This window comes from Pseudomonas frigoris (genome assembly GCF_047758635.1).
GTDB lineage: Bacteria > Pseudomonadota > Gammaproteobacteria > Pseudomonadales > Pseudomonadaceae > Aquipseudomonas > Aquipseudomonas frigoris.
In genome coordinates, this window is the sequence record NZ_CP180479.1 from 3,092,661 (window position 1) to 3,109,894 (window position 17,234).

A 17,234-nucleotide genomic window follows, 5' to 3' on the forward strand; every position below is an offset into this window, starting at 1 on the left:
CAGCATGCGCACCGAACAACCGAAGATGATCTACCTGAAGGACTATCAGGCGCCCGAGTACCTGATCGACGAGACGCACCTGACCTTCGAGTTGTTCGAGGACCACAGCCTGGTCCATGCGCAACTGGTGATGCGCCGCAATCCTGAACGTGGCCCGGGCCTGCCGCCGTTGGTGCTGGATGGTCAGCAGCTTGAGTTGCTGTCGGTCACCCTGGCTGATCGCGAGTTGACCGAAGCGGACTACCAACTGACCGAGAATCACCTGACCCTGCACCCGACCAGCACCACCTTCACGGTCGACACCAGCGTCAAGATCCACCCGGAAACCAACACCGCGCTGGAAGGCCTGTACAAATCCGGCACGATGTTCTGCACCCAGTGCGAGGCCGAAGGCTTCCGCAAGATCACCTATTACCTCGACCGTCCGGACGTGATGAGCACGTTCACCACCACGGTCGTCGCCGAGCAGCACAGCTATCCAGTGCTGCTGTCCAACGGCAACCCGATTGCCAGCGGTCCGGGCGAAGACGGCCGGCACTGGGCGACCTGGGAAGATCCGTTCAAGAAACCTGCCTACCTGTTCGCGCTGGTGGCCGGTGATTTGTGGTGCGTCGAAGACACCTTCACCACCATGACCGATCGCTCCGTGGCACTGCGCATTTATGTCGAGCCGGAAAACATCGACAAGTGCCAGCACGCCATGAACAGCCTGAAAAAGTCCATGCGCTGGGACGAAGAGGTTTACGGTCGCGAGTACGACCTGGACATCTTCATGATCGTCGCAGTCAACGACTTCAACATGGGCGCCATGGAGAACAAGGGTCTCAATATCTTCAACTCCAGCGCCGTGCTGGCCCGCGCTGAAACCGCGACCGACGCCGCGCACCAGCGGGTCGAGGCGATTGTTGCCCACGAGTACTTCCACAACTGGTCCGGCAACCGCGTGACCTGCCGCGACTGGTTCCAGTTGTCGCTGAAGGAAGGCTTCACCGTGTTCCGCGATTCGGGCTTCTCCGCCGACATGAACTCGGCCACGGTCAAGCGCATCCAGGACGTGGCGTATCTGCGCACCCACCAGTTCGCCGAAGATGCTGGTCCCATGGCTCACGCCGTGCGCCCGGACAGCTTCATCGAGATTTCCAATTTCTACACCCTGACCGTGTACGAAAAGGGTTCGGAAGTGGTCGGCATGATCCATACCTTGCTCGGAGCCGAAGGCTTCCGCAAAGGCAGCGACCTGTACTTCGAACGCCATGACGGCCAGGCCGTGACTTGCGACGACTTCATCAAGGCCATGGAAGACGCAAACGGTGTCGACCTGGCCCAGTTCAAGCGCTGGTACAGCCAGGCTGGCACACCGCGCCTGGCAGTCAGCGAGTCCTACGACGCGGCGGCGAAAACCTACAGCCTGACCTTCCGTCAAAGCTGCCCGGCAACCCCGGACAAGGTTGAGAAGTTGCCGTTCGTGATTCCGGTCGAGTTGGGCCTGCTGGACTCCAAAGGTGCGGCCATTGCGTTGCGTCTTTCCGGTGAAGCCAGCGCTCAGGGCACCTCGCGGGTCATTTCGGTGACCGAAGCCGAGCAGACATTCACCTTCATCGACATCGCGGAACAGCCATTGCCTTCGTTGCTGCGTGGCTTCTCGGCGCCGGTGAAACTGAGCTTCCCGTACAACCGCGATCAGCTGATGTTCCTGATGCAGCACGACAGCGACGGTTTCAACCGCTGGGATGCGGGTCAGCAATTGTCGGTTCAGGTGCTGCAAGAGCTGATTGCTCAGCAGCAAAAGGGCGAGAAACTGGTGCTGGATCAGCGTCTGATTTCTGCCTTGCGCACCGTGTTGTCTGACGAGACGCTGGATCAGGCGATGGTCGCGGAAATGCTTTCGCTGCCGGGCGAGGCGTATCTGACAGAAATCAGCGAAGTGGCTGACGTTGACGCCATTCACATCGCTCGCGAGTTTGCTCGTAAACAATTGGCAGAGGGTTTGTTCGAGGCGTTGTGGCTGCGTTATCAGGCCAATCGCGATCTCTCGAAGAAAACCCCATATGTAGCCGAGGCCGAGCACTTCGCTCGTCGCGCGTTGCAGAACATTGCGCTGTCGTACCTGATGCGCAGCGGTAAACCGGAAGTATTGGCGGCGACGCTGGAGCAATTCGAGACGAGCGATAACATGACCGAGCGCCTGACGGCGTTGGCGGTGCTGGTGAATTCGTCGTTCGAAGAAGAGAAGGCCACGGCACTGGCGAGTTTTGCCGAGCACTTCAAGGACAATCCGCTGGTCATGGATCAGTGGTTCAGCGTCCAGGCCGGCAGTGTATTGCCCGGTGGTCTGGAGCGGGTCAAGGCGTTGATGCAGCATCCGGCGTTCAATATCAAGAACCCGAACAAGGTGCGTGCGCTGGTGGGGGCGTTTGCCGGGCAGAACCTGATCAATTTCCATGCGGCCGATGGCTCGGGTTATCGGTTCCTCGCGGATCTGGTGATTGAGTTGAACGGGTTCAACCCGCAGATCGCTTCTCGGCAGTTGGCGCCGCTGACTCGCTGGCGCAAGTATGACGACGCGCGTCAGGCGTTGATGAAAGGTGAGCTGGAGCGGATTCGCGCTTCGGGTCAGCTGTCGAGCGATGTGTTTGAAGTGGTCAGCAAAAGCCTGGCTTGATATTGACACTGCGGTCTGCCTGGCAGACCGCAGCGCTCCTTTCGCGAGCAAGCCCGCTCCCACATTCGACCGCATTCTTCTGGTAGAACACGGTTAAATGTGGGAGCGGGCTTGCTCGCGAAGACGTCAGAGCAGACACCACGGCTTTCTCCACTTGATTCATCCATCATCCGTCCGAATACCCCCACATTCACCCACGCCCGTTATCCCCCCAGTTAACAAAACATAACGTGGCGTCGATTGTCAGACCTTTCCAAACCCCGATAGGATAAGCCAGCTTCCGAAGGGGCTCTAGATTGCGTATTTCAGGACTATGCTCCAGAAAAGGCATTCGCAAAGAGCACCCTTATGGCGCCCAGAAAGGTTGAACGACCTAACAATAATAATGGGGGAAGGTCTATGAGTGAGCCTGTCATGGGTGTGGGTATCTGCCGCCCGCCGGCACTACGCAAATTCGCGTTGCTGGCTACAGCGCTCTCGCTGTTGGGCTGTGCCGTGCTGTCGGCACCTGCGCTGGCCGCTGCTGCGCCAGCATCCGACATTGTTTATTCCGTTGAATCTGCCAAAGCCAGCAAGAGCCTGATGCTCGACGTCGTGCACGCCGGCAAGCGCCTGGTGGCGGCCGGGGATCGCGGGCACATTTTGTATTCCGATGACCAGGGCGCGACCTGGACCCAAGCCAAGGTGCCGACGCGGCAACTGCTGACGTCGGTGTATTTCGTCGACGACAAACACGGCTGGGCTGTCGGCCATGACGCGCAGATCCTCGCGAGCGAGGACGGCGGCGTCACCTGGACCAAGCAATTCGAAGATCTGAAACGTGAATCGCCGCTGCTCGACGTCTGGTTCCAGGACGTCAACAGCGGCTTTGCCGTGGGTGCTTATGGCGCGTTGCTGGCCACCACCGACGGCGGCAAGAACTGGGAAGATGTCAGCGATCGCCTCGACAACGAAGACCAGTACCACCTCAACGCCATCGCGGCGGTCAAGGATTCCGGTCTGTTCATCGTCGGCGAGCAGGGCAGCATGTTCCGCTCCGCCGACTGGGGCCAGACCTGGGAGAAGCTTGAAGGTCCCTATGAGGGCTCGCTGTTTGGTGTGATCGGCACCGCTCAAGCCAATACGCTGCTGGCCTACGGGTTGCGGGGCAATCTGTTTCGCTCCACCGATTTCGGCACGACCTGGGAACCGGTTGAACTCAAGGCCGCTCGCGGTGCGCTGGAATTCGGTCTGTCCGGCGCGACGCTGCTTGATGACGGTTCCATCGTGATCGTCGGCAACGGCGGCTCGGTGATCCGCAGCAACGACAACGGCGAAACCTTCAGCGTGTTCAACCGTCCGGATCGCATTTCCGTTTCGGCAGTCACCGCAGCGGGCAACGGCAATCTGATTCTGGCAGGACAGGGTGGCGTTCGTGTCACCTCGCCAACCGGCGCAGAGAATGGAAAAAATGGGTCGTCCAAATGAGCCGGGCAAATAATAAGAAGGCGGGTCTATGACATCCTTGAGCACTCATCATCATGACAAGGCGACGTTTCTCGAACGCCTGATTTTCAACAACCGCCCGGCAGTGATCGTCATCTGCCTGCTGGTCAGTATTTTCCTGTTCTGGCAAGCGACGCTGATCCGGCCGTCCACCAGTTTCGAAAAAATGATCCCGCTCGAGCATCCGTTCATTCAAAAGATGATGGAGCATCGCAACGATCTGGCGAACCTGGGCAACACGGTGCGCATCTCGGTGGAAGCCACTGATGGCGACATCTTCTCCAAGGAGTACATGGAGACTCTGCGTCAGATTAATGACGAGGTGTTCTACATTTCAGGTGTTGACCGTTCCGGTCTCAAGTCGCTGTGGAGCCCGAGCGTACGCTGGACCGAAGTGACAGAGGAGGGCTTCGCCGGTGGTGAAGTGATTCCGCAGAGCTACAACGGCTCCCAGCAAAGCCTCGACCTGTTGCGCAACAACGTGCTCAAGTCCGGTCAGGTCGGGCGTCTGGTGGCCAACGACTTCAAGTCGAGCATTGTCGATATCCCGCTGCTGGAGTCCTACCCGGACCCGCAAGACCAAGGCAAGTTGCTGGCGCTGGACTATCGCAAGTTCTCTCACGAACTCGAAGACAAGATCCGCAACAAATTCGAAGCCCAGAACCCTAACGTGCAGATCCACATCGTCGGTTTCGCCAAGAAAGTCGGCGACCTGATCGATGGGTTGGTCATGGTGGTGATGTTCTTCGGCGTCGCCTTCATCATCACGTTGATCCTGCTCTACTGGTTCACCAACTGCATGCGCAGCACCGTGGCGGTGTTGAGCACCACGTTGGTGGCGGTGGTCTGGCAGCTCGGTTTGATGCACTTCTTTGGTTTCGGGCTTGATCCCTACTCGATGCTGGTGCCGTTCCTGATCTTCGCCATTGGTATTTCCCACGGCGTGCAGAAGATCAACGGTATTGCCTTGCAGTCCAGCGAGGCAGACAACGCTTTGACTGCAGCGCGGCGCACGTTCCGTCAGTTGTTCCTGCCGGGGATGATTGCGATCCTCGCGGATGCGGTGGGTTTCATCACGCTGCTGATCATCGACATCGGCGTGATTCGTGAACTGGCCATCGGCGCGTCTATCGGCGTGGCGGTGATCGTGTTCACCAACCTGATCCTGCTGCCGGTGGCGATTTCCTACGTTGGCATCAGCAAACGCGCCGTGGAACGCAGCAAGAAAGACGCGCACCGCGAACATCCGTTCTGGCGTCTGCTGTCGAACTTTGCCAGCCCGAAAGTTGCCCCGGTGTCGATTGTTTTGGCCCTGGTGGCCTTCAGCGGCGGCCTCTGGTACAGCCAGAACCTGAAAATCGGTGACCTCGATCAGGGCGCTCCGGAACTGCGTCCGGACTCGCGCTACAACAAGGACAACAACTTCATCATCAGCAATTACTCCACCAGTTCCGACGTGTTGGTGGTGATGGTCAAGACCAAGTCCGAAGGCTGCTCGCGCTACGAAGCCATGGCGCCGATCGACGAGCTGATGTGGAAGATGCAGAACACCGAGGGCGTGCAGTCGGCGATCTCGCTGGTGACCGTGTCCAAGCAGATGATCAAGGGCATGAACGAAGGCAACTTGAAATGGGAAACCCTGTCGCGTAACCCGGACGTGCTGAACAACTCGATTGCTCGGGCTGATGGTCTGTACAACAACAGCTGCTCATTGGCGCCGGTGCTGGTGTTCCTCAACGATCACAAGGCCGCAACCCTGGATCGCGCCGTGCATGCAGTGCAGGACTTCGCCAAGGAGAACAACAAGGAAGGCCTGGAATTCATCCTTGCCGCCGGTAACGCCGGGATCGAGGCCGCCACCAACGAGGTGATCAAGGAATCCGAGCTGACCATCCTGATCCTGGTGTACATCTGCGTGGCGACCATGTGCATGATCACCTTCCGCTCCTGGGCAGCGACGTTGTGCATCGTGCTGCCGCTGGTCCTGACCTCGGTACTCGGCAACGCCCTGATGGCCTTCATGGGCATTGGCGTGAAAGTCGCAACCCTGCCGGTTGTGGCGCTCGGGGTGGGGATTGGCGTGGATTACGGCATCTACATCTACAGCCGTCTGGAAAGCTTCCTGCGTGCTGGTCTGCCGTTGCAAGAGGCGTACTACCAGACGCTGAAGTCCACCGGTAAAGCCGTGCTGTTCACCGGCCTGTGCCTGGCGATCGGCGTGTGCACCTGGATCTTCTCGGCCATCAAGTTCCAGGCCGACATGGGCCTGATGCTGACCTTCATGCTGCTCTGGAACATGTTCGGCGCACTGTGGCTGCTGCCAGCGCTGGCACGGTTCCTGATCAAACCGGAGAAATTGGCGGGGCAGAAAGGTAATTCGCTGTTCGCTCACTGATGCCTGGCTGAAATAGAAAAGCCGCAACCAAGGTTGCGGCTTTTTTACATGTGCGCCAGGCATGGCGCGTTGCGCGCAAGCGCAACCAGCTTGGCTGTGGTGGCCTCGCTGGTGACTTGGAGGTGAAAGTCCTCTACACACCCGGCAAGGGGAAGTGTTAGCCAGAGGCAAGGGTGTCGCGGGTGACCGCGAATCTGAAGGAAGCCCGAGGCAAAATGCTGGCTTGACGAACAGCAAGCGGATAGAGGCGGCGCAGCGGGGTAAAGGGGCGTGTTTCCCTAAAGCCCAATACTTGCACGGGACGCTGCGACGTAGATCCGACAGGCATAAGCAGGAAGGTCGCGCGAATTACCCTGGGAGATCTGCACGTTTGCCACAGTGCTACCGAGCGTCGAGAGGCGACGGGATGAACGTGCAGAAGTCAGCCGAGGCCGTAGTAAGTGGCGAATAACCCCGTCACCAAGGGCCGAACAAGTTATGCCGCCAGTAGGCGTCAAAGTCTCGTTGAATACCGAAATGCAGAAATTTCTCCAAGAGAAGACTGTTACTCCGAGTCCCGGACAGTATCCGAGGATGACGGCTGACAGCGCACAGGTATCGGCGGCGTCTGTGACGTGGACGAACGCGGAGCCGGACACGCTGATGGAGCGGGTGCTTGCACCGGCCAACCTTAGGCGTGCGTATCAACGCGTGGTCAGCAACAAGGGCGCACCGGGTGCCGATGGCATGACGGTCGACGACTTGGCGGACTACGTGAAACAGTATTGGCCAATCCTCAAGGATCGGTTGCTGGTCGGCGAGTACCACCCGCAAGGTGTACGCGCCGTCGACATCCCCAAACCCAAAGGTGGCACAAGGCAGCTGGGGATTCCCGGCGTCGTGGATCGCCTGATCCAACAAGCCCTGCTGCAACAGCTCACGCCGGTCTTCGACCCGCTGTTCTCGGACTACAGCTACGGTTTTCGTCCGGGCAGAAGCGCTCATCAAGCCATCGAAACAGCCCGCGGCCATGTGGCGGCGGGTCATCGTTGGTGCGTGGAACTCGATCTGGAGAAGTTCTTTGATCGGGTCAACCACGATGTCCTGATGGCCTATGTGGCGCGTCAAATCGAAGACAGGCGTGTGCTCACGCTGATCCGTCGTTACCTCGAAGCGGGAACGATGTCGGACGGACTCGTCAGCCGACGGCAGGAAGGGACGCCGCAAGGTGGCCCGCTCTCGCCGTTGTTGTCGAACATCCTGCTCAACGAACTCGACCGCGAACTGGAACGACGAGGCCACCGCTTCGTGCGTTATGCCGACGACGCGAACATTTATGTGCGCAGTCAGCGGGCTGGCGCACGGGTGATGGTCGGTGTTGAGCGCTTCCTGAATCAGCGCCTGAAACTGACGCTGAACCGGGAAAAGAGCCACGTAGCACGGCCTTGGGTCTGCGACTATCTGGGTTATGGGATGAGCTGGCATCAGCAACCGAAGCTGAGAGTGGCGACGATGAGTCTGGGTCGCTTGCGCGACTGGCTAAGAGACCTGCTGCGCGGGGCGCGGGGCCACAAGATGGCGAATGTCATCGAACGGATAAATCCTGTGCTGCGCGGGTGGGCAGGCTACTTCAAGCTCAGTCAGAGCAAACGGCCACTTGAGGAAATTGACGGCTGGGTGCGGCGCAAACTTCGCTGCGTCGTCTGGCGACAATGGAAGCGGCCCTCAACGAGGGCACGTAACTTGATGCGCCTGGGGCTTAGCGAAGCTCGCGCCTGCAAATCAGCCTTCAATGGCCGAGGCCCATGGTGGAGCTCAGGCGCATCTCATATGAATCAGGCGCTGCCGAAGAAACTATGGGGTCAGCTTGGGTTAGTTTCGGTACTGGATACGATAAACCGGCTTAGCCGCATAGCTTGAACCGCCGTATACGGATCCGTACGTACGGTGGTGTGAGAGGACGGCGGCTGTAAAGCCGCCTCCTACTCGATCTCAAAATTGACGCTGAACCCAATGTGGGAGCGGGCTTGCTCGCGAAGGCGGTCTACCATTCAACACCTGTGCTGACTGACACGCCGCCTTCGCGAGCAAGCCCGCTCCCACATTGGATTTGTGGTAGTTATGAGGGATCGGTACCCAGCACCGCATTCAACGCGCTACGCGCATCATCCAGCTGCACCAACGTGGCATGCCGCGCACCCAGCGCATCCCGGTTCTCGATCGCCGTCAGAATCGCCTTGTGCCGTGGCAATGCCAGTTCATGCAGATTCGGTCGCTGGTTGGAATGCTTCAAGGCTTCGGCAATCGCCACCGACAGCATGTTGCACAGGTTGGCCAGCAAGTCGTTATGGGTCGCATCGGCGATCCGGCTATGGAAATCCAGGTCCGGTTGCAAGAGCGCTTCGGGGGTCGGTGCGGCTTCCATACGTTGGTAGGCTTCACCGATGGAGGCGATGTCATCGTCCGTGGCGAACTGCGCGGCGAGGGCGGCCGCGGCGGGTTCGATGATGCTGCGCACGCTGGTCAGCAAATCGAAGAATTCATTTTGCGGGCTGCTTTGCATCAGCCAATGCAGCACATCGGGATCGAGCATGTGCCATTCCTTGCGCTGCTTGACCACGGTGCCCACTCGCGGACGGGAATACACCAGACCCTTGGCGACCAATACCCGGGTGGCTTCGCGCAGGACTGGACGGCTGACCGCGTACTCCTCGCACAACAGGGCTTCGGCGGGCAGTTTGTCACACGGCTTGAAGCGTCCGGAAACGATCTGCATGCCCAGTTCCTGGACGATGCGCGAATGCATGCTTTTGCGGTCGGAGGGTTTGCGGTAATCCATGGGGAACGGCGCGATCCTGGGCGATGGGGTGCTGCGCATGATAACAGGCGCGGCGCAATCTTGAGGCGGGCATAGATCAAATGTGGGAGCGGCGGTGCGGCGATCCGACTTGCTCGCGAAGAGGGCCGCACATTCAACATTAATGCTGGATGATCGACCGCCTTCGCGAGCAAGCCCGCTCCCACAGGGGACTGGTGGTGTTAGTGGGAGTGGCGGGGGACTTCGGAGCCGCGGCAACCGACCAGGAAGTCGAAATCGCAACCCTGATCCGCCTGCAACACATGGTCGATGTACAGCTGACGATAACCACCCACGATCAATTGCTGCGGTGGCTGCAAATCAGCCATGCGCGCCGCCAGTTCGGCGTCGGGAATGTCCAGGTGCAGACGACCATTGGCGCAGTCAAGTTCGATCCAGTCACCTTCCTTTACCGTCGCCAAAGGTCCGCCAGCGGCCGCTTCCGGGGCCACGTGCAGAACGACAGTGCCGTACGCCGTGCCGCTCATGCGCGCATCGGAAATACGCACCATGTCGGTCACGCCCTGAGCCAGCAACTTGGCCGGCAAGCCCATGTTGCCGACTTCGGCCATACCCGGGTAACCCTTCGGACCGCAGTTTTTCATCACCAGAATCGAGTTGGCATCCACCTCCAGCTCCGGATCGTTGATCCGTGCCTTGTACATGTCGAAGTTCTCGAACACCACCGCACGCCCGCGGTGTTGCATCAGTTCGGCGCTGGCGGCGGAAGGCTTGAGCACTGCACCGAGTGGCGCCAGATTGCCGCGCAATACGCAAATGCCGCCGTCGGCGCGGATCGGGTTGTCGAGGGTGCGGATCACTTCGTCCTGGCCGTAGATCGGTGCGTCTTTGGTGTTCTCGCCGAGAGTCTTGCCGTTGACGGTCAGGGCATTCGGATGCGGAATCAGGTTGGCTTCACCCAGACGACGCAGCACCGCTGGCAGGCCACCGGCGTAGTAGAACTCTTCCATCAGGAAACGCCCGGACGGTTGCAGGTCGACGATGGTCGGCATGCCGCGACCGATGCGGGTCCAGTCGTCGAGGTCCAGCTCGACACCGATGCGCCCGGCAATGGCTTTCAAGTGGATCACGGCGTTGGTCGAACCACCAATGGCGGCGTTCACTCGAATAGCATTTTCGAAGGCTTCTTTGGTGAGAATTTTCGACAGCTTCAGATCTTCGCGAACCATCTCCACCGCGCGCATGCCGGACATGTGCGCCAGCACATAACGACGTGCATCCACCGCCGGAATCGCCGCGTTGTGGGGTAGGGAGGTGCCAAGTGCTTCAGCCATGCAGGCCATGGTCGAAGCGGTGCCCATGGTGTTGCACGTGCCGGCCGAGCGGGACATGCCACCCTCGGCCGCAAGAAAATCGTCGATGGTGATGGTGCCAGCCTTGACCTGTTCGCTGAGCTGCCAGACCACGGTGCCCGAACCAATGTCCTGACCTTTGTGCTTGCCATTGAGCATCGGCCCGCCGGTGACGACGATTGCCGGTACGTCGCAACTGGCCGCGCCCATCAACAACGCCGGGGTGGTTTTGTCGCAACCGGTCAGCAGCACAACACCGTCAATCGGGTTGCCGCGAATCGCTTCTTCGACGTCCATGCTCGCCAGGTTGCGAGTGAGCATGGCGGTCGGACGCAGGTTCGACTCGCCGTTGGAGAACACCGGGAATTCCACGGGAAAGCCCCCAGCCTCGATCACCCCACGTTTGACGTGTTCCGCAATCTGGCGGAAATGCGCGTTGCACGGGGTCAGTTCCGACCAGGTGTTGCAGATGCCGATGATCGGCTTGCCGTGGAACTGGTGGTCGGCGATGCCCTGATTCTTCATCCAGCTGCGGTACATGAAGCCGTTCTTGTCGGCAGTGCCAAACCATTGGGCGGAGCGCAGGGTGGGTTTCTTATCAGACATAATCGGTTCTCTTATTGTATGACTATATTGTTCAAGCTGAGGCGTAACATAGGCGTAAATCCGAATGTTTGGAAGTGTTGTTGATTAAATAGTATTACTATATAGTCCGTTTCAACGGAGGGATTGCCCTGGCGGTTTTCCGCGAGAGGCGTCCCCCGAGGTTCTATAACAACAACAATCGGAGACCGATCTCATGAGCCAGGAACTGCGGCTTATTCGTCGCATCACGCTGAAACTGATTCCCTTCCTGATCCTGCTGTACCTGATCGCCTATGTGGATCGCTCCGCCGTAGGCTTCGCCAAATTGCACATGGGCGCCGACCTCGGCATCGGTGACGCGGCTTACGGTTTGGGTGCCGGGCTGTTTTTCATTGGCTATTTCCTGCTGGAAATCCCCAGCAACCTGATGCTCGAACGCTTTGGCGCGCGGCGCTGGTTCGCGCGAATCATGGTCACCTGGGGCGCCATCACCATCGGCATGGCCTTCGTCCAGGGGCCGCACAGTTTCTATGTGATGCGCTTTCTGCTCGGCGCGGCGGAAGCCGGGTTCTTCCCGGGCGTTCTCTACTACATCACCCAGTGGTTCCCGGTGCGCCATCGCGGCAAGATCCTCGGGTTGTTCATCCTTTCCCAACCCATCGCCATGTTGATCACCGGTCCGGTGTCCGGCGGTCTGCTCGGCATGGACGGCATTCTTGGCCTGCATGGCTGGCAGTGGCTGTTCATCGTCATCGGCACCCCGGCGATCCTGTTGACCTGGCCAGTGCTGCGTTGGCTGCCGGACGGTCCGAAACAGGTGAAATGGATGGACCAGGCCGAAAAAGACTGGCTGACCGGCGAACTGAAAAAGGATCTTGAGGAGTACGGCCAGACCCGCCACGGCAACCCGTTGCACGCCCTCAAGGACAAACGTGTCTTGCTGCTGGCGTTGTTCTATCTCCCGGTGACCCTGAGCATTTACGGCCTGGGTTTGTGGTTGCCGACCCTGATCAAACAGTTCGGTGGCACGGATCTGGTGACCGGTTTCGTGTCATCGGTGCCGTACATCTTCGGGATCATCGGTTTGCTGATCATCCCGCGCAGTTCCGACCGCTTGAATGATCGCTACGGCCACCTGGCAGTCCTTTACGTGTTGGGTGCCATCGGCCTGTTCCTCAGCGCCTGGCTGACAGTGCCGGTGCTGCAACTGGCGGCGTTGTGCCTGGTGGCCTTCGCGCTGTTTTCCTGCACCGCAGTGTTCTGGACCTTGCCGGGCCGCTTCTTTGCCGGGGCCAGTGCGGCGGCCGGAATCGCGTTGATCAACTCGGTGGGCAACCTTGGCGGCTACATCGGTCCGTTCGTGATCGGCGCGCTCAAGGAATACACCGGCAACCTGGCTTCGGGTCTGTACTTCTTGTCCGGCGTGATGGTGTTCGGGCTGATTTTGACCGGTGTGGTCTATCGCCTGCTGGAACGCAAGCACGTACTGCCGGCCGACCAGTTCGCTGCCAGCGCCCGTGGCGCGACCCGCGCATAAATCTGAAGGTTAACCCCAATCAAATGTGGGAGCGGCGGTGCGGCGATCCGACTTGCTCGCGAAGAGGTCGTTACATTCAACATCAATGGTGACTGACACACCGCCTTCGCGAGCAAGCCCGCTCCCACATTGGTTTTGCGGTGTTTTCGAATTTCGTTTACAGGAGAAAAAATCATGCGTTTAGTTCAGTTCGAATTGAGTAATGGCGAGCGTCGGGTGGGCGTGGTCGAGGGCGATCTGGTGCGCGAGGTGCAGGACGCGCGCACGGTTCGCGACCTGGCGTTGGCGGCAATCGAGGCGGGCGTCAATCTTGAGCAGCAGGTGAAAACCCTGGGCCTGGGCATCAGCCATGACTATGCAGAACTGTTGGCCAAGCTGCGTATCCTGCCACCGCTGGATCACCCGGACCCGGCGCACATGCTGGTCAGCGGTACAGGCCTGACCCATTTGGGCAGCGCGTCGGCACGGGACAAGATGCATCAGCAAGTCGGCGACGAAGCGGCGATGACCGACACCATGCGCATCTTCAAATGGGGCGTGGAAGGCGGCAAGCCGGTAGCGGGGAAGGCCGGCGTACAACCGGAATGGTTCTACAAGGGCGACGGCAGCATCGTCGTGCGTCCGGGCCAACCGTTCCCGCTGCCACCGTTTGCCGAAGACGCGGGGGAGGAGCCGGAGCTCAGCGGCCTCTACGTCATCGGCCATGACAGCAAACCGTATCGACTCGGTTTTGCCGTGGGTAACGAGTTCTCCGATCACGTAATGGAACGCAAGAATTACCTCTACCTGGCCCATTCCAAACTGCGCAGTTGCAGTTATGGCCCGGAACTTCGGGTCGGTGAACTGCCGGAGCATCTGGCAGGCACCAGCCGCATCCTGCGTGACGGTGAAGTGCTGTGGCAGAACGAATTTCTCAGCGGCGAGGCCAACATGTGCCACAGCCTGGAAAACCTCGAGTACCACCATTTCAAATACAGCCAGTTCCTGCGTCCGGGCGATGTGCACATTCACTTCTTCGGCACCGCGACCCTGTCCTTTGCCGATGGCGTTCGCACCCAGCCGGGTGACGTGTTCGAGATCAGTCAGGCCGAGTTCGGTGCACCGTTGATCAACGGGATTGTACCGGTTGAAGCGGCGTTCGAGCCCGGCACCGTTGGCACCCTTTAAGGAGACAGGCATGACCCAGATTCTTGGTCACAACTACATCGGCGGTCAGCGCAGCGCTGCCGGCGAAATCATCGTCAAAAGCGTTGATGCCAACACGGGCGAAAACCTGCCTTACAGTTTTCACCAGGCCACCCTTGAAGAAGTCGACGCCGCCGCCAAGGCTGCCGCCGCGGCTTACCCGACGTATCGCAGTTTGAGCGCCGAACGCCGGGCGCAATTTTTCGACGCGATTGCCGACGAACTGGACGCGCTGGGCGACGACTTTGTTGCGCTGGTCTGCCGCGAAACCGCGCTACCCGCCGCACGCATTCAAGGCGAGCGAGGTCGCACCAGCGGCCAGATGCGTCTGTTTGCCAAAGTGCTGCGTCGCGGTGATTTCTACGGTGCGCGGATCGATCGGGCGTTGCCTGAGCGCCAACCGTTGCGGCGTCCGGACTTGCGTCAGTACCGCATCGGCCTCGGGCCGGTCGCGGTGTTTGGCGCCAGTAACTTTCCGTTGGCGTTTTCCACGGCGGGAGGCGACACCGCGTCGGCGTTGGCCGCCGGTTGCCCGGTGGTGTTCAAGGCCCACAGCGGTCATATGGCCACCGCTGAACGGGTGGCCGACGCGATCATCCGCGCCGCAGAAAAAACCGGGATGCCGGCCGGCGTGTTCAACATGATCTACGGCGGTGGGGTCGGCGAAGCGCTGGTCAAGCATCCGGCGATTCAGGCGGTTGGCTTTACCGGTTCGCTCAAGGGCGGCCGTGCGTTGTGCGACATGGCTGCCGCGCGTGCGCAGCCCATTCCGGTGTTCGCCGAGATGTCGAGCATCAACCCGGTGATCGTATTGCCGCAGGCGCTGCAAGTTCGCGCCGAATCGGTCGCCCGTGACCTGACCGCTTCGGTGGTGCAGGGTTGCGGTCAGTTCTGCACCAATCCCGGTTTGGTGATCGGCATTCGTTCGTCGCAGTTCACCACCTTCATGCAACAGGTGGCGGGCCTGATCGGCGATCAACCGGCGCAAACGATGCTCAATGCCGGGACCTTGAGCAGCTATGGCAAAGGTGTGCAAAAACTCCTCGCTCATCCCGGTATCGAGCATCTGGCCGGCAGTCCGCAACAAGGCAATCAGGCGCAACCGCAACTGTTCAAGGCCGATGTCAGCCTGTTGATCAATGGCAATGAAGTGCTGCAGGAAGAAGTGTTCGGCCCGACCACGGTGTTTGTCGAAGTGGCCGATCAGACGCAGCTCAGCACAGCCCTGAACGGTCTGCACGGACAGCTGACGGCGACGATCATTGGCGAACCGGCGGACTTCGAGCAGTGCGCTGAGCTGACGCCGTTGCTGGAACAGAAGGTCGGACGGATCCTGCTCAACGGCTATCCGACCGGGGTGGAAGTCTGCGATTCGATGGTCCATGGCGGGCCGTATCCGGCGACATCCGATGCGCGCGGCACGTCGGTGGGCACCTTGGCCATCGACCGTTTCCTGCGCCCGGTGTGCTTCCAGAACTACCCTGACAGCTTGCTGCCGGATGCCTTGAAGAATGGCAATCCGCTGCGTATTCAGCGCCTGGTGGATGGCCAACCGTCCCGCGACGCGCTGTAACGACCGAGCACAATCCCTGTGGGAGCGGGCTTGCTCGCGAAAGCGGAGTGTCAGTCGACTGATCTTTGACTGTTACACCGCTTTCGCGAGCAAGCCCCACACACATTTGTTCGACGTCATCTTTGAGTTGAGTGACCGGCACTGGACTGCTCCCACATTGAGCTATCATTGCGTCTTTCCCATTCAAAGATTGACTGCCATGACCGCCCCAGCCGACACCTTGCTCGCCACCCTCGAACACTGCGATATGGTGGAAATCGACGGGCTGCACGCCTTCGAATTCTCCCTCGATGAAGACGATAACCTGCACATCGAATGCTTGGACGGTCGTGTGTCCAAGCATTGGGAGTTCACCCCGGCCGAGGTCGAGGCCGCGACCTTCGATCCAGACCTGCAAAGCTGGCTGATCACCGGCACTTCCGGTGAGCACCGGTTGGTGTGCATGACCGCGTTTCGCGGTGATGACGACGAGGAAGAAGCGAATGAGGATGCGTAAGCTCTTGCCATTGTTGATCGCCGGCAGCGTCGGCGCGATGGGTTTTCAGGTTGCGTCGGCCGACGACTATCAGTTGCTGGTCGGTTCCTACACAGCCGGTCAGAGCCAGGGGATTTATCGCCTGAACTTCGACAGTGCTACCGGGCAGATCGATGCCAAGCCGCTGCAAGTGGTCAAGAGCGAAAACCCATCCTGGCTGACCCTGTCCAAGGATCAGCGTCAGCTGTTCGTGGTCAACGAAAACGGCCCGGGACAGACCGATCCGGTGGGGCGTGTCAGCAGTTATGCGATCGACCCCCAAACCCATGAGCTGAGCCTGATCAATCAGGTGCAAAGCCTGGGCAACGAGCCGACGCATTCGGGCCTCAGCGTTGAAGCCAGTCACCTGTTTGTCAGCAACTATTCAGTGGCTGAAGATCCGGGTGGCACCCTGGCGGTGTTGCCGGTAGGTGCCGACGGCAAGCTCAAGCCCGTGGTGCAGATGAGCAGCCATCCATCAAGCCGGGTCAATCCAGAGCGGCAGATGTCGGCGCACGTGCATTCAACGGTTTCGTCGCCGGACGGCCAGTATGTGTTCTCCAATGACTTGGGCGCTGACAAGATCTTTGTCTACCGCTTCGACCCAAAGGCCAACCCGGAACTGCCCTTGACCGCCGCTACACCGGCGTCCGTCCAATTGCCACCCGGTAGCGGGCCGCGTCATCTGCTGTTCAGTGCCAATGGCAAGCACGCGTGGCTGACCATGGAAATGAGCGCGCAGGTTGCGGTGTTCGATTACAAGGACGGCAAACTCGAGCAAACGCAGATGGTTGAGTTGGCGACGGATCAGCCCGTTTCGGACAAGGCAGCCGCTGCACTTCACGCGTCAAGCGATGGCAAGTTCCTCTACGTCAGCAACCGTGGCACCGCCAATCAGCTGCTGGTGTTCGCCATCGATCCTGCGACCGGGCACCTCAAGGAACTGCAGCGCCGTTCAGTAGAAGGTGATCACCCGCGCGAGTTCAGCCTCGACCCGAGTGGCAAGTTCTTGTTGATCGCCAATCAGAAAAGCAACCAGATTGTCGTCGTCGAGCGCGATTCAAAGACAGGCCTGCTGGGTAAAACCGTGCAAAAACTGCCGATGGATGCCCCGAGCGACCTCAAGTTCATGGTGCGTCAATAGGCCGC

General features: G+C 59.7%; 11 protein-coding genes. 9 read left to right on the plus strand and 2 right to left on the minus strand.

Going from position 1 to position 17,234, the window contains the following annotated elements:
- Positions 1-4: 4 nt before the first annotated feature.
- The 4 genes from pepN (at position 5) to ltrA (ending at position 8,441) form a co-directional block, all read left to right on the plus strand.
- Positions 5-2,662 (plus strand): aminopeptidase N, encoded by a 2,658-nt coding sequence (gene pepN / locus ACMXYH_RS14230; protein ID WP_415767461.1) that lies wholly within the window; start codon positions 5-7, stop codon positions 2,660-2,662.
- Positions 2,663-3,061: 399 nt separating this feature from the next.
- A complete protein-coding gene (locus ACMXYH_RS14235; RefSeq protein ID WP_129444550.1) occupies positions 3,062-4,129 on the plus strand; it encodes a WD40/YVTN/BNR-like repeat-containing protein in 1,068 nt (355 codons plus the stop codon).
- Between the two features lie 28 nt (positions 4,130-4,157).
- A complete protein-coding gene (locus ACMXYH_RS14240; RefSeq protein ID WP_134421603.1) occupies positions 4,158-6,542 on the plus strand; it encodes an efflux RND transporter permease subunit in 2,385 nt (794 codons plus the stop codon).
- A gap of 477 nt (positions 6,543-7,019) precedes the next feature.
- Complete coding sequence (ltrA, locus tag ACMXYH_RS14245; RefSeq protein ID WP_415767462.1) at positions 7,020-8,441, plus strand: group II intron reverse transcriptase/maturase; 1,422 nt, start codon at positions 7,020-7,022, stop codon at positions 8,439-8,441.
- Between the two features lie 199 nt (positions 8,442-8,640).
- Here the strand turns inward: ltrA and ACMXYH_RS14250 are convergent, their stop codons facing one another.
- Both ACMXYH_RS14250 and ACMXYH_RS14255 read right to left on the minus strand, forming a co-directional pair.
- Positions 8,641-9,360: a FadR/GntR family transcriptional regulator gene (locus ACMXYH_RS14250; protein WP_046053637.1), complete on the minus strand. Its 720-nt coding sequence runs from the start codon at positions 9,358-9,360 to the stop codon at positions 8,641-8,643.
- A gap of 200 nt (positions 9,361-9,560) precedes the next feature.
- Positions 9,561-11,297, minus strand: coding sequence for an IlvD/Edd family dehydratase (locus ACMXYH_RS14255; protein ID WP_008157040.1), 1,737 nt, complete (start codon positions 11,295-11,297; stop codon positions 9,561-9,563).
- Between the two features lie 193 nt (positions 11,298-11,490).
- Between ACMXYH_RS14255 and ACMXYH_RS14260 the strand changes: the two genes are divergently transcribed.
- From ACMXYH_RS14260 to ACMXYH_RS14280, 5 genes are all read left to right on the plus strand, one after another.
- On the plus strand, positions 11,491-12,813 hold the full coding sequence (locus tag ACMXYH_RS14260; protein ID WP_134421601.1) for an MFS transporter: 1,323 nt from the start codon (positions 11,491-11,493) through the stop codon (positions 12,811-12,813).
- Positions 12,814-12,987: 174 nt separating this feature from the next.
- Positions 12,988-13,980: an AraD1 family protein gene (gene araD1 / locus ACMXYH_RS14265; RefSeq protein ID WP_415767463.1), complete on the plus strand. Its 993-nt coding sequence runs from the start codon at positions 12,988-12,990 to the stop codon at positions 13,978-13,980.
- A 10-nt stretch (positions 13,981-13,990) separates the two neighbouring features.
- On the plus strand, positions 13,991-15,571 hold the full coding sequence (locus ACMXYH_RS14270) for an aldehyde dehydrogenase (NADP(+)) (RefSeq protein WP_415767464.1): 1,581 nt from the start codon (positions 13,991-13,993) through the stop codon (positions 15,569-15,571).
- A 199-nt stretch (positions 15,572-15,770) separates the two neighbouring features.
- On the plus strand, positions 15,771-16,067 hold the full coding sequence (locus ACMXYH_RS14275) for a DUF5629 family protein (protein ID WP_129443814.1): 297 nt from the start codon (positions 15,771-15,773) through the stop codon (positions 16,065-16,067).
- Positions 16,060-17,229, plus strand: coding sequence for a lactonase family protein (locus ACMXYH_RS14280; protein ID WP_415767698.1), 1,170 nt, complete (start codon positions 16,060-16,062; stop codon positions 17,227-17,229). Before ACMXYH_RS14275 ends, ACMXYH_RS14280 begins: the two co-directional genes overlap by 8 nt.
- Positions 17,230-17,234 lie beyond the last annotated feature (5 nt).

What these genes read in the sequence shown, in the direction of transcription:
- pepN (WP_415767461.1), top strand. Translation starts at nt 5, where the DNA reads ATGCGCACCGAACAACCGAAGATGATCTACCTGAAGGACTATCAGGCG.
- ACMXYH_RS14235 (WP_129444550.1), top strand. Translation starts at nt 3,062, where the DNA reads ATGAGTGAGCCTGTCATGGGTGTGGGTATCTGCCGCCCGCCGGCACTA.
- ACMXYH_RS14240 (WP_134421603.1), top strand. Translation starts at nt 4,158, where the DNA reads ATGACATCCTTGAGCACTCATCATCATGACAAGGCGACGTTTCTCGAA.
- ltrA (WP_415767462.1), top strand. Translation starts at nt 7,020, where the DNA reads ATGCCGCCAGTAGGCGTCAAAGTCTCGTTGAATACCGAAATGCAGAAA.
- ACMXYH_RS14250 (WP_046053637.1), bottom strand. Translation starts at nt 9,360, where the DNA reads ATGGATTACCGCAAACCCTCCGACCGCAAAAGCATGCATTCGCGCATC.
- ACMXYH_RS14255 (WP_008157040.1), bottom strand. Translation starts at nt 11,297, where the DNA reads ATGTCTGATAAGAAACCCACCCTGCGCTCCGCCCAATGGTTTGGCACT.
- ACMXYH_RS14260 (WP_134421601.1), top strand. Translation starts at nt 11,491, where the DNA reads ATGAGCCAGGAACTGCGGCTTATTCGTCGCATCACGCTGAAACTGATT.
- araD1 (WP_415767463.1), top strand. Translation starts at nt 12,988, where the DNA reads ATGCGTTTAGTTCAGTTCGAATTGAGTAATGGCGAGCGTCGGGTGGGC.
- ACMXYH_RS14270 (WP_415767464.1), top strand. Translation starts at nt 13,991, where the DNA reads ATGACCCAGATTCTTGGTCACAACTACATCGGCGGTCAGCGCAGCGCT.
- ACMXYH_RS14275 (WP_129443814.1), top strand. Translation starts at nt 15,771, where the DNA reads ATGACCGCCCCAGCCGACACCTTGCTCGCCACCCTCGAACACTGCGAT.
- ACMXYH_RS14280 (WP_415767698.1), top strand. Translation starts at nt 16,060, where the DNA reads ATGCGTAAGCTCTTGCCATTGTTGATCGCCGGCAGCGTCGGCGCGATG.